Annotated in this window: 20 protein-coding genes; 3 read left to right on the top strand and 17 right to left on the bottom strand. The window is 70.5% G+C overall.

The genetic code is table 11. From position 1 onward, the window contains the following. Positions 1–102: 102 nt before the first annotated feature. Both glpK and ACT541_RS02705 read left to right on the top strand, forming a co-directional pair. Positions 103–1,596, top strand: coding sequence for a glycerol kinase GlpK (gene glpK, locus ACT541_RS02710; protein WP_476134069.1), 1,494 nt, complete (start codon positions 103–105; stop codon positions 1,594–1,596). Positions 1,597–1,683: 87 nt separating this feature from the next. Next, complete coding sequence (locus ACT541_RS02705; RefSeq protein ID WP_476134067.1) at positions 1,684–2,490, top strand: DeoR/GlpR family DNA-binding transcription regulator; 807 nt, start codon at positions 1,684–1,686, stop codon at positions 2,488–2,490. Positions 2,491–2,498: 8 nt separating this feature from the next. Here the strand turns inward: ACT541_RS02705 and ACT541_RS02700 are convergent, their stop codons facing one another. The 9 genes from ACT541_RS02700 to ACT541_RS02660 form a co-directional block, all read right to left on the bottom strand. Next, on the bottom strand, positions 2,499–3,437 hold the full coding sequence (locus ACT541_RS02700) for an AEC family transporter (protein ID WP_476134066.1): 939 nt from the start codon (positions 3,435–3,437) through the stop codon (positions 2,499–2,501). Between the two features lie 182 nt (positions 3,438–3,619). Further along, positions 3,620–4,573 (bottom strand): D-2-hydroxyacid dehydrogenase, encoded by a 954-nt coding sequence (locus ACT541_RS02695; RefSeq protein WP_476134064.1) that lies wholly within the window; start codon positions 4,571–4,573, stop codon positions 3,620–3,622. Positions 4,574–4,676: 103 nt separating this feature from the next. Beyond that, positions 4,677–6,686, bottom strand: a complete 2,010-nt coding sequence (locus ACT541_RS02690) for a transketolase family protein (protein WP_476134063.1) — start codon at positions 6,684–6,686, stop codon at positions 4,677–4,679. 108 nt (positions 6,687–6,794) lie between these two features. Further along, positions 6,795–8,684: a TRAP transporter large permease gene (locus tag ACT541_RS02685; RefSeq protein WP_476134061.1), complete on the bottom strand. Its 1,890-nt coding sequence runs from the start codon at positions 8,682–8,684 to the stop codon at positions 6,795–6,797. A gap of 5 nt (positions 8,685–8,689) precedes the next feature. After that, positions 8,690–9,721 carry a TRAP transporter substrate-binding protein gene (locus ACT541_RS02680; protein ID WP_476134060.1) on the bottom strand — a complete coding sequence of 344 codons (1,032 nt, stop codon included), beginning with the start codon at positions 9,719–9,721 and terminating at the stop codon, positions 8,690–8,692. Positions 9,722–9,819: 98 nt separating this feature from the next. Then, entirely contained in the window at positions 9,820–10,701 is an 882-nt protein-coding gene (locus ACT541_RS02675) for an NAD(P)-dependent oxidoreductase (protein WP_476134058.1), read from the bottom strand. Positions 10,702–10,789: 88 nt separating this feature from the next. Beyond that, entirely contained in the window at positions 10,790–11,791 is a 1,002-nt protein-coding gene (locus ACT541_RS02670) for a transketolase family protein (RefSeq protein ID WP_476134057.1), read from the bottom strand. Beyond that, complete coding sequence (locus ACT541_RS02665) at positions 11,788–12,636, bottom strand: transketolase (protein WP_476134056.1); 849 nt, start codon at positions 12,634–12,636, stop codon at positions 11,788–11,790. Before ACT541_RS02665 ends, ACT541_RS02670 begins: the two co-directional genes overlap by 4 nt. A 157-nt stretch (positions 12,637–12,793) precedes the next feature. Continuing rightward, positions 12,794–13,543 (bottom strand): SDR family NAD(P)-dependent oxidoreductase, encoded by a 750-nt coding sequence (locus ACT541_RS02660; protein ID WP_476134055.1) that lies wholly within the window; start codon positions 13,541–13,543, stop codon positions 12,794–12,796. A 109-nt stretch (positions 13,544–13,652) separates the two neighbouring features. Here ACT541_RS02660 and ACT541_RS02655 point away from each other — a divergent pair, with 109 nt between their 5' ends. Beyond that, positions 13,653–14,540 (top strand): LysR substrate-binding domain-containing protein, encoded by an 888-nt coding sequence (locus ACT541_RS02655; protein ID WP_476134054.1) that lies wholly within the window; start codon positions 13,653–13,655, stop codon positions 14,538–14,540. A gap of 10 nt (positions 14,541–14,550) precedes the next feature. On the opposite strand, the gene ACT541_RS02650 is transcribed toward ACT541_RS02655, so the two are convergent. The 8 genes from ACT541_RS02650 to ACT541_RS02615 are packed head-to-tail and all read right to left on the bottom strand — an operon-like array spanning position 14,551 to position 24,409. Continuing rightward, on the bottom strand, positions 14,551–15,147 hold the full coding sequence (locus ACT541_RS02650) for a hypothetical protein (RefSeq protein WP_476134053.1): 597 nt from the start codon (positions 15,145–15,147) through the stop codon (positions 14,551–14,553). A gap of 43 nt (positions 15,148–15,190) precedes the next feature. After that, the gene (locus ACT541_RS02645; protein WP_476134052.1) at positions 15,191–15,955 is read right to left on the bottom strand and encodes a hypothetical protein; all 765 of its coding nucleotides are present in this window, start codon (positions 15,953–15,955) and stop codon (positions 15,191–15,193) included. Continuing rightward, positions 15,952–16,725: a S1 family peptidase gene (locus ACT541_RS02640; RefSeq protein WP_476134050.1), complete on the bottom strand. Its 774-nt coding sequence runs from the start codon at positions 16,723–16,725 to the stop codon at positions 15,952–15,954. Before ACT541_RS02640 ends, ACT541_RS02645 begins: the two co-directional genes overlap by 4 nt. Then, on the bottom strand, positions 16,722–17,219 hold the full coding sequence (locus ACT541_RS02635; protein WP_476134049.1) for an RT0821/Lpp0805 family surface protein: 498 nt from the start codon (positions 17,217–17,219) through the stop codon (positions 16,722–16,724). Before ACT541_RS02635 ends, ACT541_RS02640 begins: the two co-directional genes overlap by 4 nt. Positions 17,220–17,247: 28 nt before the next feature. Further along, the gene (locus ACT541_RS02630; RefSeq protein WP_476134047.1) at positions 17,248–20,883 is read right to left on the bottom strand and encodes a tubulin-like doman-containing protein; all 3,636 of its coding nucleotides are present in this window, start codon (positions 20,881–20,883) and stop codon (positions 17,248–17,250) included. A gap of 34 nt (positions 20,884–20,917) precedes the next feature. Continuing rightward, positions 20,918–21,397, bottom strand: coding sequence for a hypothetical protein (locus tag ACT541_RS02625; protein WP_476134046.1), 480 nt, complete (start codon positions 21,395–21,397; stop codon positions 20,918–20,920). A gap of 25 nt (positions 21,398–21,422) precedes the next feature. Then, a complete protein-coding gene (locus ACT541_RS02620) occupies positions 21,423–23,027 on the bottom strand; it encodes a hypothetical protein (RefSeq protein WP_476134045.1) in 1,605 nt (534 codons plus the stop codon). Beyond that, complete coding sequence (locus ACT541_RS02615; RefSeq protein ID WP_476134044.1) at positions 23,000–24,409, bottom strand: hypothetical protein; 1,410 nt, start codon at positions 24,407–24,409, stop codon at positions 23,000–23,002. Before ACT541_RS02615 ends, ACT541_RS02620 begins: the two co-directional genes overlap by 28 nt. Between the last annotated feature and the right edge of the window lie 390 nt (positions 24,410–24,799).

Genomic DNA, 24,799 nt, shown 5'->3' with positions numbered 1-24,799 from the left:
CATGGTTTCCTCCATCTCCCGCGCCGATCGACCCGGCGCCCGAGGGGGTACGCCCCCTCGGAGCGCTCGACATCGACGCGCAAGAGCGACGGAACGCGACCAATGGGCCTTCATCTCCTCGCCATCGACCAGGGCACGACGTCCACCCGCACGATCGTCTTCCGCGCCGATCTGACCGTCGCGGCGGTCGCCCAGGAAGAGTTTCCGCAGCACTATCCCGCCTCCGGCTGGGTCGAGCACGACCCGGAAGACCTCTGGCGCACCGCCGTCTCGACCATGCGCGAGGCGATCGCGCGGGCGGGCATCGGCCCGGCCGAGATCGCCGGCATCGGCATCACCAATCAGCGCGAGACGACGGTGGTGTGGGAGCGCTCGACCGGTCGGGCGATCCATCCGGCCATCGTCTGGCAGGACCGCCGCACCGCCGACATCTGCGCGAACTTGCGCGAAGACGGCGCCAACGAGGCGCTGGTCGCCGGGCGCACGGGGCTGCGCATCGATCCCTATTTCTCGGGCACCAAGATCGCCTGGATCCTCGACGCGGTGCCGGGCGCAAGGGCGCGGGCGGAGGCCGGCGAACTCGCCTTCGGCACGGTCGACAGTTTCCTCCTGTGGCGGCTGACCGGCGGCGAGGTCCATGCGACCGACGCCACCAATGCCTCGCGCACCGCGCTCTTCGACATCCACCGCGGCGTCTGGGACGAGGAGCTGTGCCGGCTGCTGCGCGTGCCGATGGCGATGTTGCCGGTGGTGAAGGATTCCTCCGCCGTCTTCGGCACCACCATGTCGGATCTGCTCGACGGTTCGGTCGCCATCCTCGGCATGGCCGGCGACCAGCAGGCGGCGACCGTCGGTCAGGCCTGTTTCCGCCCCGGCATGATGAAGTCGACCTACGGCACCGGCTGTTTCGCCCTGCTCAACACCGGCGACGTGGCGGTCGCCTCGAAGAACCGGCTGCTGACGACCATCGCCTATCAGCTCGGCGGCAGACGCACCTATGCGCTCGAGGGCTCGATCTTCGTCGCCGGCGCCGCGGTGCAGTGGCTGCGCGATGGGCTGGGCCTCATCGCCGAGGCCTCGGAGACCGGGGCGCTCGCCGCCACCGCCGATCCGGCGCAGGACGTCTATCTCGTCCCCGCCTTCGTCGGGCTCGGCGCGCCGTGGTGGAACGCCGAGGCGCGCGGCGCGATCTACGGCCTGACGCGCGGCACGACGCGGCGCGAGCTCGCCCGCGCGGCGCTCGAGAGCGTCGGCTTCCAGACCCGCGACCTGATCGAGGCGATGCATCGCGACTGGGCGGGGTCGGCGAACACGATCCTGCGCGTCGACGGCGGCATGGCGGCCTCCGACTGGACCATGCAGTTCCTCGCCGACATCCTCGACGCCCCCGTCGACCGGCCGCGGGTGATGGAGACGACGGCGCTGGGCGCCGCCTATCTCGCCGGTCTCGGTGCCGGCCTCCTGCCGGAACCCGACGTCTTCGCCGAATCCTGGGTGCTGGAGCGCCGCTTCACGCCGCACATGGACGGCGAGACGCGCGACCGGCGCTACGACGGCTGGCGGGCGGCGGTCGTGCGGACGATGCAGGCGGGTTGATGCGCGATCCGGAGAGATCGGATTCATCCGGTCTCGACAGCGTCGGAGCCGGATGAAACAAGGCGGGCGACCATCACGGAGCGGGCGATGACACCGACGGAAGCGCTATCGCAACGACAGCTCGACATCGTCCAGATCGCCCGCGAGGTCGGCCGCGTCAGCGTCGACGATCTCGCCCGCCGTTTCGACGTCTCGCCGCAGACCATCCGCAAGGATCTCAACGACCTGTGCGATCGCCGCGTGCTGTCGCGCACCCACGGCGGCGCGGTGATCGCCTCCGGCGTCGCCAACCTCTCCTACGAGGCACGGCGCTTCGTCGATCTCGACGAGAAGCGGGCGATCGGCGAGGCGGCGGCGGCGCTGGTGCCGGACGGCACCTCGCTCTTCATCAACATCGGCACGACGACGGAAGAGGTGGCCAACGCCCTCGTCGGTCACCAGAACATGCTGGTGATCACCAACAACCTCAACGTCGCGATGCAGCTCTGCCGGCTCGAGACCTTCGAGGTGATCGTCGCCGGCGGCCCGATCCGCCGTGGCGACGGCGCCGTGGTCGGCGAGGCGGCGGTCGATCTGATCCGCCAGTTCAAGGTCGACACCGCGGTGATCGGCGCCTCGGCGATCGACGAGGACGGCTCGCTGCTCGACTTCGACTATCGCGAGGTGCGTGTGGCGCAGGCGATCATCGAGAACGCCCGGCGGGTGATCCTGGTCGCCGACAGTTCGAAGATCGGCCGCGTGGCGCCGGTCCGGCTCGCCCGGTTCGACCAGATCGACGTGCTCGTCACCGACTGCCTGACCTCGCAGCCGCTGCGCGACCTCTGCCGCGCCAAGGGTATCGAGGTGGTCGAGGCCATGCCCGAGAGCCGCGACGTCGAACGCGACGGGATGTGAGGGGCGCCTCAGCCGGGCACGCCGAGGGCGGCGACGACCAGCGACAGGGTGACGAAGGAGAGCGCGGTGGCGCCGAGCAGGGCCGCGGCGGCGCGTTTCTCGTGGCCGTAGGTCTGCGACACCAGCGCATAGACCGACAGCATCGGCGAGGCGGCGAAGATCAGCATCGCCGTGCGGAAGTTCGCCGCCGGGGCCGGCAGGAGGTGCAGTGCCGCCCAGACCGCGAAGGGATGCAGCGCCAGCTTGGCGACGACGATCGCCGGCAGGTCGCGGCCGACCGCCGAGGGCCGGAGGCCGGCCAGCGCGCCGCCGATGGCGAAGAGCGCGGCGGCGGTCGAGGCGTCGGCGAGGAGGTCGATCGCCCGCATCAGCGGCGCCGGCGGCAGCCAGCCGGCGGCCGAGGCGGCGCAGCCGGCGAGAATGCCGAGGATCATCGGGTTGCGCGTCAGGCGGCGGGCGACGAAGAACAGGATGCGGTGGATCGGCTCGCCGGCCCGGGTGCCGCCTTCGGCGAGGCCGAGGGCGATCGGGATCATCACTAGGTTCTCGACGGCGAGCGTCAGCGACAGAGCGATCAGCGCGTCGTGGCCGACCACCATGACGGCGATCGGATAGCCGATGAAGCCGCTGTTCGACGACGAACTGCCGAGCGCCATCATCGAGGCGTCGGCGACGTCGCGACGGGCGAGCACGCGGGCGCCGAGGAAGACGGTGGCGAAGGCGAAGAGCGAGCCGGCGACGTAGATGCCGAGATAGCGGGCGTCGATCAGCTCGATCAGCGGGCGTTGGGCCAGCGCACGGAAGAGCATCGCCGGCAGGGCGAGGCGGATGACGAAGACGCCGATGCCGCGGATGTTGGCGGCCGAGGTGACGCCCGAGATGGTGGCGGCCCAGCCGACCAGGATCAGCAGGAAGATCGGGAAGGTGATCGAGAGAATGGCTGTCATCGGTCGTCCGGGCGAGGTCACGCCGTCGGGCGGCCGTGTCGGGGCGGGGGCGGATCGGGGGGCAGTCGGCCGGCGGCGAAGCGTCGCGGCCATGGGCCCAAGAGCCTTCGACTTTCGTCTGAAATGTGGCGGCGGCGCGCCGTGCGCGCCGCTCTGCCCTTCCGAATCCGCAACCCCGACGGTCAGCCGACGACGTTCGACGGCTTGCCCGCGACGAAGTTCTCGACGTTGTCGAGCAACTGGTCGGTCAGCGTCTGCTGCGCCTCGATCGAGGCCCAGGCGGTGTGCGGCGTCACCACGACCTTCGGATGCGCGGCGAGACGCATGAAGCTGCCGCCGGCCGGCGGCGGTTCGGGCAGCGTCACGTCGAGACCGGCACCGGAGACGAGACCGGCGTCGAGTGCCTCGAGCAGATCCTCCTCGACGATCAGGCCGCCGCGGGCGGTGTTGACGATGATCGGCTTCTTCTGCATCGCCGCGAACTGCGCCTTGCCGATGAAGCCGCGGGTCTCGGCGGTCAGCGGGCAGTGGAGGGTGATGACGTCGGAGGTGGCGATCAGCTCGTCGAAGGAGATGTGCGCCGGGGTGACGACCGGGGGTTTGGGATCGTGGATCACCACGTCCATGCCGAAGACACGGGCGATCTCGGCGACGCGACCGCCGAGCACGCCGCCGCCGACGATGCCGAGACGACGGCCGGCGAGGTCGACCGCCGGATAGTCGAAGTAGCAGAACTGCGCCGCCTCCTGCCAACGCCCGGCGAGCACCGAGGCGCGATAGGGGACGATCGAGCGGGCGACCGCCAGCATCAGCGCGAAGGTGTGCTCCGGCACGGTCGCCTTGGCATAGCCGCGGATGTTCGACACGGTGATGCCGCGGGCCTTGGCGGCGGCGACGTCGACGCAGTCGTAGCCGGTGGCGGCGACCGCGATCAGCTTCAGCTTCGGCAGACGGGCGAGGAGGTCCTCGCGCAGGTTGACCTTGTTGACGAGGACGATGGTGGCGTCCTTCACCCGGTCATAGGTCTCCTCCGCCGTGGTGCGGGCATATTCGATCCACTCGTGGGAGAAGTCGGGGCGACGGACGACGACGTCGGGGGCGATCGTGTCGCGGTCGAGAAAGACGATGCGGTGCATGGGGTTCTCCGTCGGCGCGCCGGCGCGCGGATGCATGGGACTTCGGGTCGAGGACGGGACGGTCGCGATCGCGACCGCCCCGCGGTACGGGCGGCGTCCCGGGTCAGAGGCGGGCCCGCACTTCCTCGACGACCTTCTCGGGCGTGATGCCGAAATGGCGGAAGAGTTCGTCCGCCGGGCCGGAGGCACCGAAGGACGACATGCCGACGAAGCCGCCGTCCTCGCCGATCCAGCGCTCCCAGCCGAACTTCATCGCCGCTTCGACCGCGACGCGGACAGTGCCGCGACCGATCACCGCGGCACGATAGTCGGCCGGCTGCGCCTCGAAAAGCTCCCAGGACGGCATCGAGACGACGGCGGTACCGACGCCTTCGGCCTCGAGCACGGCGCGGGCGGCGACCGCGATCGACACTTCCGAACCGGTGGCGAAGATCGTCGCCCGGCGCGGACCGCAGGCGGCGTCCTGCAGGATGTAGGCACCGCGGGCGGAGCGGTTCTCGGCCGCCCCGTCGGTGCGCAGCGCCGGCACGACCTGGCGGGCGAAGACCAGCGCCACCGGGCCGGTGCGATGCTCGAGCGCCCACTCCCAGCACTCGATCGTCTCGATCGGGTCGGCAGGCCGCATCACCGTCATGTTGGGCATGGCGCGCAGCGAGGCGATGATCTCGACCGGCTGGTGGGTCGGGCCGTTCTTGCCGATGCCGATGCTGTCGTGGCTGAAGACGAACTTCACCGGCACGCCCATCAGCGCCGCCATGCGCATCGCCGGACGTTCGTAGTCGGAGAAGGGCAGGTAGGTGACGGCGAGGGGCACGACGCCGCCGTGCGCCGCCATGCCGTTGGCGGCCGAGCCCATGACGTGCTCGCGCACGCCGCAATGGACGTAACGGCCCTGACGATCCTCCGCGGTGAAGGCGGTGAGCTGGCGCTTGTGGTTGGTCGGCGCCTCGAGGTCGGCGCAGCCGACCAGCATCTCGGGCAGACGGTCGTAGAGCTGCGAGGCGACGTCGCTCGATGCCTGGATCGAGAAGTCCTCGCGACCCTCGGCCGCCCAACGCGCCTTGAGGTCGTGGAGCATGGCGCGCCAGCCCTCGGGGAGGCGGCCGGCGACGACGCGTTCGAACTCGGCGACGACGGCGGACGCGGTGCGCTCGATACGCGCCCGGTGCGCCCGACGCTTCTCGGCGCCGGCGAGACCGGCGGCGCGCCAGGCGGCGGCGATGTCGGCGGGCACGCCGAAGGCTTCGTCGGTCCAGCCGAAGCGGGCGGCCATGGCCTCGCGGTCGGCCGGGAAGAGCTTGCCGGAATGGCCGCCGCGCTTGCCCTCGAGCCGGTCGATGCCGCGGGCGATCACGGTGCGGCAGGCGATCATCGAGGGACGCGGATCGGCCTTGGCCAGCGTGATGGCGGCATCCACCGCCTCGACGTCGTGGCCGTCGATCTCGACGACGTGCCAGCCGGCGACGCGGAAGCGGTCGGGAACGCTCTCGGAGATCGACAGCGTGGTCGAACCGTCGTCGGTGATGGCGTTGTCGTCCCAGAAGAAGGTCAGGCGGCCGAGGCGCAGGTGGCCGGCGAGCTGGATCGCCTCCTGGCCGACGCCTTCCTGCAGGCAGCCGTCACCGACGAAGGCCCAGGTGCGATGGTCGACCAGATCCGACCCGAAGCGCGCGCGCAGCTGTTCCTCGGCGATCGCCATGCCGACGGCGTTGGCGATGCCCTGGCCGAGCGGGCCGGTGGTCACCTCGATGCCGGCGGCGGGGTCGTATTCGGGGTGGCCGGCGCAGTGGGCGCCGAGCTCGCGGAAGGCCTTCATCGCCTCGACGTCGATCTTCTCGTGACCGGTCAGGGCGAGCAGCGCGTAGAGCAGCGTCGAGCCGTGGCCGTTGGAGAGGACGAAGCGGTCGCGGTCGAACCAGGTCGGCGCGGCCGGATCGAAATGCATGTGGCGGGTCCACAGGACGGTGGCGATCTCGGCCATGCCGAGCGGCACGCCCTGATGGCCCTCGCCCGCCTTCAGGATGGCGTCGACCGCGAGGAAACGGATCGCGTCGGCCATCCGCGCGGGATCGGCGGCGACGGCGGTTGCGGTGCGGGGTTCGTGGCGGGTCATGGCATGCCTCTTCCGTTCTCGCACCGGACGGCCGGGCGAAGGAGGACGGGTTCGAAGGGGAGAAAGGGGGCCCGGACCGCCCCGGGAGAAGGCGGTCCGGGCAGGGGATCAGCTCGGGAGGAAGCCGATCGAGATCCAGGGAACCGCGGCGACGACGGCGAGGCCGACCAGCAGGGCCAGCATGTAGCCGACGATCGGCTTCATGCCCTCGTCCGGGTTCACGCCGCCGATGGCGGTGGCGCAGTAGTAGCCGACACCGAAGGGCGGAGCGAAGAGGCCGACGCCCATGGAGAGGATCACCACCATCGAGTAGTGCACTTCGTGGATGCCCATCTGACGGGCGATCGGGAAGAGCAGCGGTCCGAAGAGGACGATCGAGGGAATGCCTTCCAGCACCGAGCCGAGGATGATGAAGGCGACGATCGACACCACCATGAAGGAGAAGGCGCCGCCCGGCAGGCTCGACATCGCCTTGGCGAGGTCGTGGGAGAAGCCCGACTGGGTGAGCGACCAGGCCATGGCGGTGGCCGCGCCGATGATCAGCAGGATCGCGCCGGAGAGGCTCGCCGTGTCGATCAGCATCGGCCCCAGCCGCCGCCATTCGAACTGGCGGTAGACGAAGATGCCGACGATCACCGAGTAGACGACGCCGATGGTGGAGACCTCGGTGGCGGTCGCGACACCCTCCATCACCGCGGCGCGGATCAGGAACGGCAGGGCGATGGCGGGCACCGCGATGGCGGCCCAGCGGGCGAGGTCCTTCTTCGACGGCTTGACTACGCCCGACAGGTCGTCGTTGCGATAGCGCCAGAACACCAGCACGCAGAGCGTGACGCCGAGCACGATGCCGGGCAGCATGCCGCCGGTGAAGAGGGCGGCGATCGACACGCCGGTCACCGAACCGATGGTGAGGAGCACCAGCGAGGGCGGGATGGTCTCGGTCTGGGCGCCGGTGGCGGCGAGCAGGGCGACGAGGTCGCCGGGCTTGGCGCCGCGCTTGATCATCTCCGGGAACAGCACCGGCGTGATGGCGGCCATGTCGGCGGCCTTCGAACCGGAGATGCCGGAGACCAGATACATGGCGCCGACCAGCACGTAGGAGAGACCGCCGCGGACGTGGCCGAGCAGACCCGCCAGGAACTGGATCATCGCCTTGGCCATGCCGGTCATCTCGATCAGCTGACCGAGGAAGACGAAGAGCGGCACGGCGAGCAGGATGAGGTGGCTCATGCCCTCGTCCATGCGGCCGACCACGACGGCGAGCGGCGTCCCGGTGACGAAGGTCAGGTAGCCGACCGTCGCCAGACCGAAGGAGAAGCCGATCGGCACGCCGGCGAAGACGGAAGCCGCGACGAGGGCGACGAAGAAGATCACCAGATTGTAGTTGCCGATCGTCTTCAGCCAGGGTGCCGCCAGCCACAGCACACCGATCATCGCGCCGACGATGGCGGCAGCGGCGAGGAAGCGGCCGATCGAGGCGACCTTGAGCAGGCGAAGGACCGAGAGCACGCCCATCAGCACGTAGCCGATCGGCAGCGCCGCCGCCTTCCAGGTGTTGGGGATGTCGAGCGCCGGCAGCGTCACGAACATCTCGTCCTCGGCATATTCGATGCCGGGGTGGACCACCGCCGCCAGGAAGACCAGCGGCGCGGCGATGGCGAGGACCTCGAGGAAGGCGCGGGTCTCGATCTTCGAGCGCGAGACCAGCGCGGTCATGCGCATGTGCTCGCCACGATAGAGCGCGATCGCCGAGCCGAACATCGCCAGCCAGATGAAGAGCACGGCGGCGAGTTCGTCGGTCCACACCATCGGCGAGTGGAAGAGGTAGCGCATGGTGACGCCGAACAGCAGGACGCCGATCTCGGCGATCACCAGGAGCGCGGCCGGAATCTCGATCGCCCGCGCCAGGATCGTCTCGGCCGTGGCTACGGCCCGCCGCCATCCGAGCGCGGGTTGCCCCGCGCTCGCTGCGGCCACGTCGGTGGCTCCGTGGGACATGGCGTTCACCCGAGCTTGCCGACGGCGGCTTCGAGCAGACCCCAGGCCTCGGCGCCGTACTTTTCCTTCCAGTCCTTGTAGAAGGTCGTCTTGGCGAGAGCGTCACGGAACGGACCGCGGTCGACGTCGACGAACTCGATGCCCTTGGCGGTCAGATCCTTGCGCAGGCTCTCCGACAGCGCGGCGATGTCGGCACGCTGCTTGGCGCCGGCGGCGTCGAGCTCACGCACCACGATCGCCTTGAGGTCGTCCGGCAGAGCGCCCCAGGCACGACGGTTGAACAGCTGGTAGTAGCCGTCCCAGACGTGACCGGTCATCGAGCAGGACTTCTGCACCTCGTAGAGGCGGGTCGAGGCGATGATGGCGAGCGGGTTCTCCTGGCCCTCGACCACCTTGGTCTGGAGCGCGGAGTAGAGCTCGTTGAAGTTGATCGGCGTGGCGCCGGCCTCGAGCGTCTTGAACACCGAAGTCAGCATCGGCGCCGGCGGGACGCGGATCTTGAAGCCCTTCAGATCGTCGGGCGTCTTGATCAGACGGGTCGACGAGGTGATGTGGCGGAAGCCGTTGTCCCAGGCCTTGGCCGGGGCGAAGAGGCCGACCTTGGCGATCTGCTCGGCGATGTACTTGCCGAGCGCGCCGTCCATCGCCTTCCAGACGTGGTCGTAGTCGGGGAAGGCGAAGCCGGTGTTGACGATACCGGCCGCCGGCACCAGCGTCGCCATGATCGAGGTGGCGAGATTGAAGATCTCGACGCCGCCGTTGCGCACCTGGGCGAGCAGGTCGGTGTCGGAGCCCAGCTGGTTGGCCGGGAACAGCTTCATGTCGATGCGACCGCCGGAGGCCTCGCGGATCTTGTCGATCGCTTCCTGCGCGCGGGTGTTGATCGGATGCGTCGGATCCTGACCGGTGGCGTACTTCCAGGAGAATTCCGCCGCGTCGCCCCGACGCGAGATGATGGTGATCATCGGCAGGGCGGCGCCGGCGGCCAGCAGGCTACGGCGGGTCAGTCCGGACTTGGTCTTGGCTTCGTTGCTCATCTTCTCACTCCCTGACGGCCGATATACGGCTCTTTCCGTGGATTGGAATTCCCATTCGTGCCGAGCACCCTCCCGCCCGGCGCGGATCGTCGTCTCCTTCAGAGGCCGCGGCCCCGCAGCGCGCGATAGGCGCGAATGACCTGGCTGTCGTCGGCGGCGCCCATTCCCCGGCCGGAGACCGACAGGAACATCTGGTGGGCGACCGCCGCCATCGGCAGCGCCGCCTTGGCGTCCCGGCCGGCTTCCAGCACGATGCCGAGATCCTTGACGAAGATGTCGACCGCACTGGTGATGCGCGGTTCGTCTTCGAGCATGCGCGGCCCGCGGTCGCGCAGCATCCAGCTCGACGCCGCGGAACCCGCGACGATGTCGAGCATCTGTTCCATGTCGAGGCCGATCGCCTCGGCGAGCGACAGCGCTTCCGCCGCCACCGCCAGATGGGCACCGCACAGCAGCTGGTTGACCGCCTTGGCGGTCGCGCCCTGCCCGGCCTCGCGGCCGACGCGGACGACCTTGGAACCCATCGCCTCGAGGACCGGTTTCACCGCCGCGAAGTCGGCGTCGGGGGCCGCCGCCATGATGGTGAGGCTGCCGGCGGTCGCACCGACCACGCCGCCGGAGACGGGCGCGTCGACGAAACCGTGGCCGACCTCGACCACGCGACGGCCCAGCGCCGCGGCGGCGGCCGGCGGACAGGTCGCCATCAGCACGACGCGGCCACCGGGGGCGAGGTGGCGGAGCGCGTCGCCGGAGAAGAGGATGCTCTCGGCCTGGGCGGCGTTGACCACCATCAGCACGGCGACGTCGGCGCCGGCGAAGGCGCCTTCCAGCGTCGGGGCGTCCCGGCCGCCGGCGGCCGCCAGCGCGGCCCGCGCCTCGGCCCTGAGATCGAAACCACGGACCTCGTGGCCGGCCTTGGCCAGATTGGTCGCCATGGGCAGGCCCATCGAGCCGAGCCCCACGAATGCGATCGAAGACATGTCGTCCCTCCCTCGGCACGGCGATTCCGCCGGCCGGTCGACGCTCGGGGGCGCGGCGACCGCGCCCCCGTTTCGCATTCGCAGGCGCTTACTTCAGCCAGCCCCTGACGCTCGAGCAGATCGCATCGACGGAGATGCCGTAGCGGTCGTGCAGCGTCGGCAGGGCGCCGGCGGCGAGGAACTCGTCCGGCAGACCGATGTGGCGGAAGGCGGTCGGACGGACGTCGGCCAGGATCATCTCGCGAGCGATCGCCTCGCCGAGACCGCCGATCACCGTGTGGTTCTCCATCACCACCACGAGACGGCCGGGGCGGCCGGCCTCGCGCAGGATGGTCTCGACGTCGAGCGGCTTGATCGTCGGGACGTGCAGGATGCCCGCCTCGATCCGGTCGGCCTTCAGCGCCTCCGCCGCCTCGTGCGCCCGCATGGTCATCAGACCCGAGGACACGAAGAGCACGTCGGCGCCGTCGCGCAGCAGCTTCGCCTTGCCGAGCTCGAACCTGTAGTCGTACTCGTCGAGCACCAGCGGCACCTGGCCGCGCAGCAGGCGCATGTAGACCGGGCCGCGATGGTCGGCGATGACCGGCACGATCTGCTCGATCTCGTGGGCGTCGCAGGGGTCGATCACCGTCATGTTGGGCATGGCGCGGAACAGCGCCAGGTCCTCGGCCGCCTGATGGCTCGGGCCGTAGCCCGACGTCAGGCCCGGCAGGGCGCAGACGATCTTCACGTTGCGGTCTTCTTCCGCGATCGTCTGGTGGATGAAGTCGTAGGCCCGGCGCGAGGCGAAGACCGCGTAGGTCGTGGCGAAGGGCGTGAAGCCCTCGGCCGCGAAGCCGCCGGCGGCGCCGAACAGCAGCTGCTCGGCCATGCCCATCTGGTAGAAGCGGTCCGGGAAGGCCTGCTTGAAGATGTGCAGGTCGGTGTACTTGCCGAGGTCGGCGGTCATGCCGACGATGTCGGGACGGTTGCGCGCGACCTCGACGAGGGCGTGACCGAAGGGCGCCGGACGGGTGCGCTGATCGGCGCCGGCGATCGAGGCGATCATCGCCGAGGTGGTGAGACGCGGCTTGGCGGGGGCGGTGTTCATGCGGTCCTCCCGGCGTCGAGCGCCTCGAGCGCCAGCTTCCATTCGTGGGCATCGACGCGGATGAAGTGGTTCTTCTCGCGGGCTTCCAGGAAGGGAACGCCCTTGCCCATCAGCGTGTCGGCGACGATCATCCGCGGCTTCTTCTCGGGCGAGCTCATCGCGTCGTCGAAGGCGGCCTTGACGGCCTCGATGTCGTTGCCGTCGACGCGGCGCACCCACCAGCCGAAGGCCTCGAGCTTGGGCACCAGCGGCTCGAACAGGGTCTCTTCCTTGGAGGGACCGTCGGCCTGCATCTCGTTGATGTCGACGACCGCGATCAGGTTGTCGAGCTCGAACTTGGCGGCCTGCATGATGGCCTCCCAGACCGAGCCTTCACCGAGTTCGCCGTCGGAGAACAGCGTGAAGACGCGCGACGCGGAGCCCTTGGCCTTGAGGCCGAGGCAGTGGCCGACGGCGATCGACAGGCCGAGACCGAGCGAGCCGCCCGACATCTCCATGCCCGGCGTGTGCGAGGCCATGCCCGACATCGGCAGGCGGCTCTCGTCGAAGCCGTAGGTCTCGAGTTCGGCCTCGGGGAGGATGCCGGCCTCGAGCAGGGCGGCGTAGAGGGCGATGGCATAGTGGCCGTTCGACAGGAGGAAGCGGTCGCGCCCCTCCCAGGTCGGATCTTCCGGCCTGTACTTCATCGCGTGGAAATAGGCGACCGCCAGGACGTCGGCGATGTCGAGGGCCTGGGCGATGTAGCCCTGACCCTGGACCTCGCCCATGCGTACCGCGTTGCGGCGCACATGGTAGGCGCGATCGGCCAGCGTCTTGTTGGGAAGAGCTCGTGCCGTGTCGGACATGGATCTGCGTGCCTCCTTTCGCCTCGGCCGGCGCGATCGGATCGCGGAAAGGCACGAGGCGGGGAAGAGTGGGGATGATGACGATCGTCGCGGGCGGACCCGAGACCGTTCGAACGGGGTCCGGCGGGACGATCGTCGCCGCGTCGGGACGATCCGATCAGTGGATCAGCATGCCGCCGTTGACGTCGATGACGTTGCCGGTGAGGTAGCCGGAGAGGTCCGAGGCCAGGAACAGGTAGATGTTGGCCACGTCCTGCGGCACGCCGAGACGGTTCAGCGGGATGCCCGCGAGGATCTCGACGCGCTTCTCGTCGGAGATCTTGCCGGCGTTGATGTCGGTCTGGATCAGGCCGGGCGTCACGCAGTTGACGCGAATGCCGTCGGGGCCGAGTTCGCGGGCCATCGCCTTGGCGAGGCCGAGCACGCCGGCCTTGGCGGCCGAGTAGTGCGCGCCGCCGAGGATGCCGCCGCCGCGCTGGGCGGAGACCGACGACATGCAGGCGATGGCGCCCTGCTTGCGTTCCTTCATGTGCGGGATCACCGCCTGCGACAGGAACAGCACGCCCTTGAGGTTGACGTTCTGGATGCGGTCCCAGTCGGTCTCGGTGATGTCCCACACCTTCACCGGCTGGGTGATGCCGGCGTTGTTGATCAGGATGTCGATCTTGCCCATGACCTTCAGGGCCTCGGCGATCGCCGCGTCGCAGGACGCCTTGTCGGCGACGTTGCAGCCGATGCCGACGTGGCCGGGGCCGAGACGGGCGGCGGCAGCCTTCGCGCCATCCGTGTCGAGGTCGAGAATGACGACTTTCGCTCCCTGATCGGCGAAAGTCTTCGCAGTGGCGAAACCGATGCCGCGTTCGCCCGCAGCACCCGAAATGACGGCAACTTTGTCTTTGAGAAGCATGTTTTCACACCCTGACCGAGTTATTGGTTGGGCGGAGTGTGGTCGTGAGCCCCGAAAATGAAAAACACAAAGATTGCATCTATGGGTGAATTGAGTTCATGTGTCTCACATGAAACCACTCCCGCTCTCCGGCCTCCAGGCCTTCGAAGCCGCTGCCCGCTCCGGCAGCTTCCGTGCCGCCGCCGAAGAGCTCGGCATCTCGGCCAGTGCCGTCAGCCACGCGGTGCGCAAGCTCGAGGATCTGCTCGGGGCGATCCTGTTCGAGCGCGAGGGCCGCAGCGTGCGGCTCAATCCGGTGGGGACGATCCTCGCCTCCCACGTCGGCCGCGGCTTCGACGACCTGCGGCAGGGCATGGAAATGGTGGGTACGCGCTCGACCAACCTGCTCAGGCTGCACTGCGCGCCCTCGATGGCGGCGCAATGGCTGACGCCGCGCCTCACGCGGCTGAGGCGCGACCTGCCCGATCTCGAGGTGCGGCTTTCCGCCTCGGCGGAGTACCATCGCTTCCAGACCGACGAGATCGACGCCGACATCTCCTACGGCCCGCCGCGGGTCGAGAGCATGGCGAGCATTCCGCTCGGGCTCGAGCGGGTCTGCCCGCTGTGTTCGCCCGAACTCGCCGCGACGATCACCAAACCATCGGATCTGCTCGACCACATCCTGATCGAGAGCGAGCGCAAGCGGGTGCGCTGGGACCGCTGGTTCGCCGCCAACGGCCTCGCCCCGCCGCGGCCGCGCGGCTATCGCTTCGACCGCTCGTTCATGGCGATCGCCGCGGCGGTCAACGGCATCGGCGTGGCGCTGGAATCGTTGCGCTTCGTCGAGGCCGAGCTCGAGAGCGGCCGGCTCGTCGCTCCCTTGCGCGGCATCTCCAACGACATCGAATACACCGGCCACTATCTGGTCTTCCCGTCGACGTCGAAGCCGAAGCGCGCGGTTCGGATGTTCGCCGCCTGGCTGATGAGCGAACTCGGCCTACCGCCACCCAATCTGTGAGCCGGCGGGCTCAGCGGGCGAGGAAGGTGACGGTGGTCTCGCCGTCGACGGCGCGGATCTCCAGCGATCCGCCGGCGAGGTCGCCGAGCGAGAGCGGCGGGCCGTCGACGATCATCGGCTTGCCGTCGCCGGTGCGCACGCGGATCGGTCCCGCGCCGGCGACGGTGAAGGCACGCCCCTTGCCGACGGCGTCGGCGAGACGCACCGGCGTCCATTCGCCCCGGCGCGCGACGACCTCGAGCCGGCGCTCGGCCGTCGAAGGACCGAAGAGGCCGCTGTTCCAGACGACTGCGACGACGACGAGCAAGGCCGCGACGGAGACCACCGTCACCACCGCGGCGCCGGGCCGCATCGGCCGGACCTCCGAGAGCGTCTTCGACCCGTTCCCGCCCGACGGCTCGACCTCGACCACGGACCTCCTCTCGACCCGGCCCGGCATCTCCGAAGGTGGATCGACGCGGCCGGACCTTCCCGGCTCGATCACCACCTCGGCGCGCGGGGTCGGATGTTCCAGCTCGACGCCGCATTCCGGGCAGTAGCGGAACAGCCGCACGACGACCGGCCGCTTCTCGGCGCACAGGGAACAGGTCGGGGCGGTGTCTCGCATGGTTCTCGATGTCCTCGTCGATCCCGGGGCAGGTCTCGGCTGGTCAGGTCCGGCCGCAGGCGATGGTGCCGGCGGGCGGCGGCGGCGTGCAGGCGGCGCGGCGGCGCGACCGTTCGAGCGCCGCGCCGGTGAGGCGGCCGAGTTCGACCGCGTTCGGCAGGTCGCGCCAGCGCGTCTCCCGCTCGTCGGCGAGGAAGGTGCCGACCGCGGTGCGCAGGGCGTCGTCGGACGCCGCCTGGGTCGAGAGGTAGCGCAGGGCGACGAGATCGCCGCAGGCCGGCCGGTAGTCGGCGGCGCAGAGCGGCGGGCGGACGACCGGCGCCGGACGCGGCGCGAGCGAGGCGACGGTCGGACGCGGCGGATCGGCACAGACCATCGGCGGCGGCGGCGGACCGTCGCGCATGATCTCGCGGAAATTGACGATCTCGGGCTCGACCGCGGTCCAGTCGTTGGTCGAACGCCGGCACCAGCGGCCGGAGCCCTTCATGACGAAGCGGACCCCGCTCGCCTGGACCTGGCCGTTGGCGTTGTTGATCTGGAAGGCGAAGCTCTTGCAGCGAACGCCCGCGTCGCTCTCGACGTCGCGGCAGGAATGGATGCCGAGGAGATGCGTCCCGGTATTGGCCTTGGCCATGGCGTCGGAACAGTCGGCCTTCTCCAGCATGGCCGAGAACTCGCGCTGGATCCGGGCATAGGGCAGATCGGGGATGCACCACGGCGTCTCCAGGGCGACGCTGGTTCCGTCGGCGGCGACGGCGGGCCGTAGGACGAGGAGCGCGAGAGCGGCGAAGGCGGCGATCGATCTCATCGGGAACACCCCACGCGCAGGACGAAGCCGCGGGCCGCCTCGCCGCGCGGGTCTCGACCGGACGGCGGCGCGGCGCGGCGGCCGTCCGCCGTCGGCTGATCGGTTCGACGATCGGCGGGCGGGGCGACGTCGGGGCGGACGTCCATGTAGAGCAGGAAGCGGCGCAGCGCGTCGGACGGCACGGCGAGCACCGAGGCCTCGGAGCCGGTCCATTTGGCGACGACCATGCCGAGCACCGCGCCTTCCTCGTCGACCACGGGACCGCCGGAGAAGCCCTTGGGCGCCGCGCCGTCGAGGTCGAGGAGCGGCACGGCGACGCGCTCGACGCGGAGGCCGAGCACCTCGGTCGTCCGCGCCGCCGGGTCCTCGGCGATCTCGCCGCGCTTCTCGGAATGGCCCCACAGGACCGCCGGACGATCGGCGACGGCATCGGCGAAGGCCGGCCGCGGCAGATCGCGCAGGGACGGGACGTCGAGCAGCGCCACGTCGTGGCGGGCGTCGAGGCCGAGCAGCGAGGCCGAGCCGCCGCGACCGCGGTGGCGCGCCCACACGGTCGGGCAGCCGGCGACCACATGGGCCGCCGTCAGCACCTTGCCGGCACCGACGTGGAAGCCCGAGCCGCTCGGCGCCATGCCGCGCGGCCAGACTTCGCGGAGCGCCGACGCATAGGTGGCGCGCGGGTCGAAGGTCTCGGCGCCGGCGGCGGGAAACACCGCCGACGCGAGGACCGCGACGACCATCGCCGCGCGAGACGGGGCGGACCGGATCAATAGAAGCCGTCCGCACCCGCGCAGCGGGTGTGCTCCTCGCTGAAGGTCTGGCCGCCCTCGTGCTTGTGGTAGGATTCCTTGAAGACCGCGCAGCTCTTGCCGTCCTGCGTATAGGTGCGCAGGGCGACGAACTCGCCGCGGTTGCCGGTCGTCGGATTGGTCCAGGCGCGGCGGACGTGGCCGGTCTTGTTGCGGGCCTGTTCGGCGAAGGCCGCTCGCATCGCCGCATTGCGGGCGGCGCGGTCGCGCTCGTCCATCTGGCGGCCGATCTCGCCGCCGATCAGGGCGCCGCCGAGACCGCCGATGGCGGCACCGACGAGGGCGCCGTCGCGACCGCCGATCGCCGAACCGATGACCGCGCCGGCGGCGGCACCGCCGAGCCCGCCCATCAGGGCGCCGCTCTGCTGCTTGGGTCCGGCGGTGGTGCAGCCGGTCAGGACCAGCGACGAGGTGACGAGGAGAACGCCGGCGAGACGCGAAGACTTGGAAGGCATGGGACTGTCCTTTCGATGGGAACGACGATCAACGGGAAGGCGGCGGAGGCGGGGGCGGAGGCGGCGGGGCGACCGCGAAGAGGCCGGCCAGCACCGTCGTGCCGGCGGCGCTCCAGGCGGCCCCGCCCTCGGGGCAGACGAGCGTGTCGCGGACGAGCGCACCGGCGGCCGCCATCCGCGACAGCGTCTCGCCGTCGAACGGGCCGGTCGGCGCGTTGGCGGCATCGACCACCCACCAGCGCGCGGCGGCGACGGGCGGCGGCGGCGGCGCGAAGGTCGGCGCGGCGGCCGCCGGGGCCTCGCCGCGCAGCAGGCGCTCGATCACCTCGGGGCGGAAGCCCGCCGTCCTGATCCGCCGCTTGTCGGCGGCGCGCAGCGCGATGTCCTCGCCGGGATCGCGGTTGACCTCGCTGCCGTCGACGTCCTCGACGCTGCCGGGGACGATCTCGGTCCACTGGCCGAGGACATCGGGGGCGAGCAGGCGGGCGATGGCCTCGTCGGCCGTCAGGTCGGTCTCGAATCGGGGATGGCGCTTGGCGCTCCTGTCGAGGAAATACGTCTCCAGTTCCTGGCAGACGTGGTGGGCGAGGCCGCCGAGGCGGGATTCGCGCTTGTCGATCTCGACGCGGCGCGGGGCATAGGCGCGGTCGGCCGTCCACTTGGCGAGCGCGGCGAGCGCCAGCATCTGCGACGAGGTCAGGCCGTCCTCGAACTGGCCGACCTGCTCGCGCAGCTTCGCTTCCTGCGACAGCATGAAGTTGGAGCGACGGATCTTGCGTTCGCTGCCGGCGCGGTGCCAGTCGTTGGGGCGGATCTGGATGCGGTAGTTGCCGTCGTCGGCCCGCACCAGCAGGCCCATGATCACCGCCTTGACGAAGAGCGCGAGCTGGGCGCGCTGGCGCTCGATCTCCTCGACCTTGGGCACCACCGGCGCCGGGAACTGCTCGTAGTCCTTGTGGTTGTGGAGCGGGATGGCATCGGGGCGATGCATCTCCTCCTCGTAGGCGCGGCGCCACTCGCCGCGCAGCGGATCGATCAGGTCGAGCGGGATGCCGCTCAGCTCGCAGTAGCAGACGATCTTGCCGCGGACCGAGGTCTCCTCGTAGCCGACGGTCTTGACGCCGACGCGGGCCGGCAGGCTGGTGGCGATCTGCGGACCGAACTCGCGCTGGAACTCGGCCTTGTCGTTGACGGCGATGATCAGCTTGTACTGTTCCTCGCCGAGCTTGAGCTCGTCGCGGTCGAAGCGGGCGTCGATCCACGGCATGGCGCGCTGGATCATCTTGCGGAAGAGCTCGCGGCGATCCTCCTCGGGGATGGCCCTGAGCGCGTCGGTGCAGGAGGTGATCTTCGGCAGGTGGCGGGCGAGGCGGCGGTTCGATTCCTCGATCACCATGTTGATGATCCGCGCCTGTTCCTTGTCCTCGAGCAGACGGCGGAACAGACCGCGCGACCCGCCCTCGCCCTTGAAGGCCTCGCGGCCCCACAGCAGCAGGTCGTCGGAGGCGACGGCGATCTCGATCTTGCGGTCGGCGATGGTGAAGTAGGTGCCGCCGTCGGGCCGGCGGATGACGTCGTCGACGCGGTCGATCTGCAGCTGGACGTTGGCGAGCAGGCGCTGGACCGTGGCGCGGCCGCGCAGGAACTCGCCGACGAGGCCGGTGCCTTTGCGCTCGTTGGTGGTCGCGTCGGTGCCCTTGGGCGCGCCGAGGCGCTCGCAGACCTCGTGCAGCAGGATCTGCGCCTCACGGCAGGCGATCGCGCGGAGCCTGAGGCGCAGGATGTCGCCGACGTCGTACTGGGCCTGACCGAGGATGGTCTCGGCCATCGAGCGGTTGGAGCCCAGCGACAGGAACCGCGGCTGCGCCGCCTCCTGCAGCCGTTTCAGGCTCGGGATGTAGTTCTGGTTGGCGATCTCGTTGGCGAGATTGGCGTATTTCTTCTCCGCCTCGGCCAGACGGGCGATCGCGCCGGCCGATCCGTCCTCGACGGCGCGGACGATGTCCTCGATCAGCGCGATGGTGTAGTCGAGGCCGCCGCGCTCGTGGTCGTCGACGTAGCGATAGAGCAGCGCCGGCAGGCCCTCGTCGCCCTCGCCGACGAGGCGGGCGGTCAACTTCTCACGGTTGAGCTTGATCTCCTCGCCGCGCGGGCCGTAGGCGACCTGCTGGCCGGGGCGGCCGTCGACGTCGACGCGGCGCTGCTCGAACACGCGCTCGACCTCGCGCGGCCAGGCGGCATGATCGGCGAACTCCAGCCGGATGCGGTCGACGTCGCGGCCGACGTCGATCACCAGCGTGCCGTCGATGCGGCCGTTGTCGTCGCGCATCAGCAGATGGTCGACGAGGGCGAATTCGGCGATCGCCAGTTCGCCCTGACCGATGCCGATCTCGGGAATGTCCTGGAAGGCGGTCGAGGCGAGGTGGAGGTTGTTGCGCAGGAAGGCGTCGCGTTCCTCGGCCTGGACGGCGTTCTGCCGCGCGTTCTGCAGGACGCCGAAGAAGGCGGCGATCATGTCGCGCGTCACCTCCTTCACCGACTTGTCGTATTCGAGCGCGGTGGTGGTGTTCAGCGTCGACTGGCCGACGCTCGAATAGCCCTTGTAGAAGGAGAAGGCGGTGTCGCCCTGGGCCGCCCAGATGCGCGGCGCGTAGGGCCGCATCTTGAACTGCTGCTGGTTGACGCCGATCGAGCGCTTGCGCCGCGCGAAGTCGGAGTTGCCGAAGTCCTCGAACATGATGTCGGCCACCATGTCGAACACCACGTCCTTGTCGCCGGTGAGATCGCCGGCGACGTTCTTGGTGTCGATCAGATAGACGTCCTTGAACGGCCGCTCGACGCCCTCGGGGCGATCGCGGTCGGTCCAGCGGCCGACGTAGGGGGCGCGGCGGTCGCCGCGCATGCACATCTCGAGCTCGGACAGCGCCGCGTAGCCGTTGGCGAAGACGCGGCCGCGGTTGGCGCCCTGGAAGCCGCCGGGCAGCAGCAGGAAGAGGTCGACGTCGGACTGCGGCGCCAGCCGCAGGCTCGAGGCGAGATAGCCCATGTCGATGAAGCCGCCCGAACCGGTGCCGCCGGCGACCGAGGCGAGCACGACGATGCGCAGCGTGTTGGGCTGGATGGTCAGGCCGAGGCGCTGGAGCTGGTCCTCGCGATTGACGTTCTGGAGGATGCGCTGGCCGCCGTCGACCATCGAGTCGCGCAGGCGGGTGAATTCCTGGAAGAAGAGCAGGCGCGAGATGGCGCGGACCTGACCGGCGCCGTGCTCGGCGTTGATGCGCGACAGGTCGGTCGCCGGCATCCACTCGGCGATGTTGGCCTGATGGCGGGCCTCGTCGCGGTAGTAGACGAGGTCGACCTTGTTCTGGATCGCCTCCTTCGGGCTGAAGGCGACGAGTTCGGACAGCGGGTCCTGGCGCTGCGACTTGTTGCTCTCGACCGCGATGTTGGTGTCGGTGTCGAAATAGAGGAAGGCGGCCGGCGGGAAGTCGGCGAGCGACGACAGGCGGTAGCCGTTCCAGTCGGCCTGGAGGATCCGCCGCCGCAGCCTGAGCGCGATCTCCATGCCGGTGCCGCCGACCGCGACGAAGAGCGTCGGCCGGACCTCGACCGTGCGATCGGCGCCGCGCGGCCCGAGTTCGATGTTCGGTACGTTGGTATTCATCGTTCCGCCCCCTTTCGCCGAGGCCCGAGTGAGGTCACCGCCGCGTCTTCAGGGCGCGGGCGAAGAGGTAGATCGTCGCCACCAGGAACAGCGCCGCGACCGCGCCGGCCGGGCCGTAGAAGACGACCAGCGACCACCAGCGGCCGAGCGTGCCGACCAGCACCATCAGGGTGGCGAAGACGATGAAGAACCACGCCATCCAGCCGGCGGCGTTGGCGGCCGAGGGCGTCGCGCGGCGGGCGACCAGATGGCGGGCGATCAGCGACTTCGGGATCAGCGCCACCAGCGCCACCAGGATGGTCAGGCAGGCGATCACCGCGATGTCGAAGCCGTTGAAGGGCAGGCGGTCCCAGCCCATGCCGCGATCGGCGGGAACCCCGGTCGAGCCGCCGATCGGCGGGGCGGCCGCGGGCTTCGCCGGCGCGGTGCCGTTCGACGGCGGCAGCACGGGCGCGAGCGGCGCCGGCACCGGCGGCGTGGTCTTCTGGGCGAGGAGGATCGGCGTCTGCGTCATGTCGGCGTCTCCGGAACCGGCGGGTTCATGTCAACGGGGTGGCCCGCGCGCTCTTCTCGCCGAACAGACCGCCCTTGACGGTCCAGGTCCGGCCGGAGGCGGCGGCGTAGGTGGTGCGTTCGAAGGGGCGCAGGTTCAGCTTCACGCGCTGACCGTCGAGGTCGACGATCTGCGGTCGGCGGCGGGCGAAGTGGAAGGTCGCCAGCGTCGCGGCGATCACCGCGAAGATCGCGCCGAGCAACAGCCGGATGGTGTCGATCGGATAGGCATTGGCGGCGAAGTGCAGCGGCAGCATGCCGTCGGATCGCGGGATGCGGTTGCCGGCGAGGAAGATCTGGGGCACCGCGAGATCGTCGGCCGAGGGGCCGCCGAGCGCGGCCGCGTCGCCGAGGAAGACCCGGCGCAGCCGCTGCACCGCGTCCGGCTCGCGCTCGACGTCGATGTCGGCCACCTCGAGCCGCAGGCTGCCGCTCGAGACGAAGGCCTCGGAGACGAGCTTGCTGCCGTCGTCGGGACGCACGGCGGAGAAGTCGAGCGAGACGGTGATCTCGCGCGCCTCGCCCGGCGCGATCGCCTCCACCACCGCCGGCACGACGGAGGCGCGCAGCTCGGCCTTCGCCGCCGATTCGTCGGGCTGCCAGGCGAGCCGCAGCGCCGCCCGGCGGACGACATAGGGGTAGATCGTGTTCTGCAGCGAGGCGCGCAGGACGAGCGGCGCGGCGCGCCCGACCTCGGCGCCGCCGACGAAGACGTTGCCGTCGCGGTCGAGGCCGACCTCGATCTTCTCGTCGACCTGCTGCGGCTCGACCACCAGCCGCAGCGCCTCGCGCTCGAGCGGCCGGATGCGGAAGGCGCGGCCGAACTCGGCGATCAGCTGCGGCCGTTCGACGACGTGATGCAGCAGCCTCAGGCCGTCGTCGCCGAAGGCGATGCCGTAGATCATGAAGCCGGCGTCGCGGCCGAAATGCGGGCGGGTGGCGCTCTGGGCCGCCATCTCGACCGGCAGGGCGACGACGCCGGTGGCGCCGAGCTCCTCCCAGCCGCCGCTCAGCCGCTTCATGAAGGCGGCGGAGGAGGCGAAGACGTCGCGGGCGGCCATGGTGCCGATCGGCGCGTTCTTGTTGTTGGTGACGATCCAGACGATGCCCTGCGGCTGATCGGCGAGGGCGATGATGCGGGCGCGCAGCAGCGCCTCCTCGAGGAAGGCGTTGGCGAGCCCGCCGGTGCCGTTCTGCGGGATCGCCACGGCGGCGAGGGCGCGGCGGACGCCGTCCTCCGACCAGAGCGCCAGCATCGAGCTCTCGACGCAGCCGTCGACGGGGAAGAGGAAGCGCGGCGAGCAGCCGTCGGTCCGCTTCTCGGCCTCGCGATGGCTGTTGAAGCTCGCCACCGCCATCGGCCAGGCGTCCTGACGGGTCAGGGCGACGAAACGCTCGATCCGGCGCTGGAAGGCGCCGGCGGTGTTGTTGATGTAGCCGTCCATCCAGCCGCTCGCCTGGACGAGGTAGACCTGCCCCGCCGCGGCGGCCGCGGGCGCGGGCGACAGGACGACCGAGACGAGGGCGAGAACCGCTCCGGCGAGGAGACCCGCGAAGGCGCCGGTCAGGCGCGACAGGCGACGATGACGCATCGTGTGTCCTGACTGCTGGCGAGGAAGAGGTGGTCGGCGAAGACGAAGGCGCGGGCGTCGTGGCGGTTGGACCAGGGCAGGGTGCCGCTCCCCAGCGCGTAGAGGCCGTGGCCGACGAGCGACAGCAGGCGGAACTCGAAGCCGCGCGGCAGGTGGACGTTGCCGCCGGCCATGACGTCGTCGGGGTCGATGCCGTCGGGCAGCTCGCCGACGGCGACCAGCGAGGCGTCGCTCCATTCCAGGAGCGGCACGGCGAAACGGCCGTCGAAGGCCTGCACCACGACGCGGACGCCGTCGTGCGCCGTCGGCCGCCGGCAGAAGTCGGCCCCCTGGAGGGTGAAGGCACCGCCGCTCACCTGATAGCCGGAGACCGGCGCGTATTCCTGCGCCCCGGTCGAGATCTTGGCCCAGGCCCAGCCCGCCTCGGTGGCGCCGAACTGCCAGGAACGCCCCTGCACGTCGAGGTGGAGGTCGAGATGGGCGGCGGCGCGGAAACCCGGCCGCCAGGCGTGCCAGGAGGCGCTGCCGGCGGTCGCGTGGAGGAAGCCGTTCCGGCCGACCCAGACGACGGCGTCGTCGGCGAGGAGACGGGGCCGGCCGAGCGTCTCGTCCGCCCCCTCGCCGACGACGGGACGGAAGCGCCAGTCGCTCTTCTCGCCGTCGCCGCGCAGGGCGAGCCGCATCGTGCCACCCTCGAGGACGGGCCAGGCGACGTCGTCGCCGATGCGGGCCGGGGCGCCACAGGCGCCGGCGCAGGGCGCGACGTCGCGGCGGCACTGGTCCTTGGCGAAGGAGGCGACGACGAAGACGGGGCGACCGTCGGCGACGGTGGCGAAGCCGCGTTCGCCGGCGACGACGCCGTGGCGATCGCCGGGCAGCAGATGGCCGAGCGAGAAGGGATAGGGGCGGCCGACGATCTCGCCGTCGGCGGGACCGGCGAAGAGATCGTCGGTCGCGAACCACTCGATGCGGCCTTCCTCGTTCAGGGCATGCAGCACCGCGGTCCGGCCACAGGCGAAGAAGTCGCGATGTGCCTTGGCGAAGCGGACGACGCGTCGCTCGGCGGCGAGCAGGGCGTCGAGCATCGGCCGGCGGGGCGCGACGAAGGGCGAGCCGAAGGGCGGCAGGGCGCGGGGCGACGCGAGCGCGCGACGATCGTAGGGCGAGAAGCGGAACCCCGGCGGGAAGGGCCCGCCGTCGGCGGCGGTGCCGCTCAGGGCGAACCAGCACAGGCGCGGATCCTCCGGCGCGAGCTTCTCGGCACCGAAGAACAGCGCGTCGACGCGCCTGGGGCCGAAGGAGAACTCGAGGCTTCCCGCCCCGCCCCAGCCGGCGACGGCGGCCGGGGTGCTCCAGTTGCTGCGCGTCGCGTCGATGCCCACGATCCCGAAACCCCATGACGGGGGGCGCTTCACGAGGCATGGCACGAGCGTTCGCGGAAACCGGCGTCTCGCCGGCCGCGTCGCGCGCATCCCCCTGATACAACCCCCTTCAACCCACGCTAGAGTCGCATCTCTCTCGATCAGCAACTTTAACGAAATGTTGATCAAATGGCTCGCCGCGAGTCAAGCGCCCGCGGCGACCTGCGCATGCGACATTCGCCGTATTGCTCGTTTTACGTGTATATCGGGTGTGGTCCGGGCGATCGCCGCTCTCCCGCCGGTACGGCCGAAGATCGGGCTCGCGGGCAGGCGCGACAGCGCTTATCGTCGGGATCGGGCGCGCGACGACGGCCGACGGCGGGGGCTTCGCCGATCGGTCGAATTTTCGCG

It is taken from the genome of Pinisolibacter sp. DMC100 (assembly GCF_056313705.1).
Note: the sequence above shows the minus strand (reverse complement) of the source record. Positions and strands in the feature narration are given on the sequence as shown.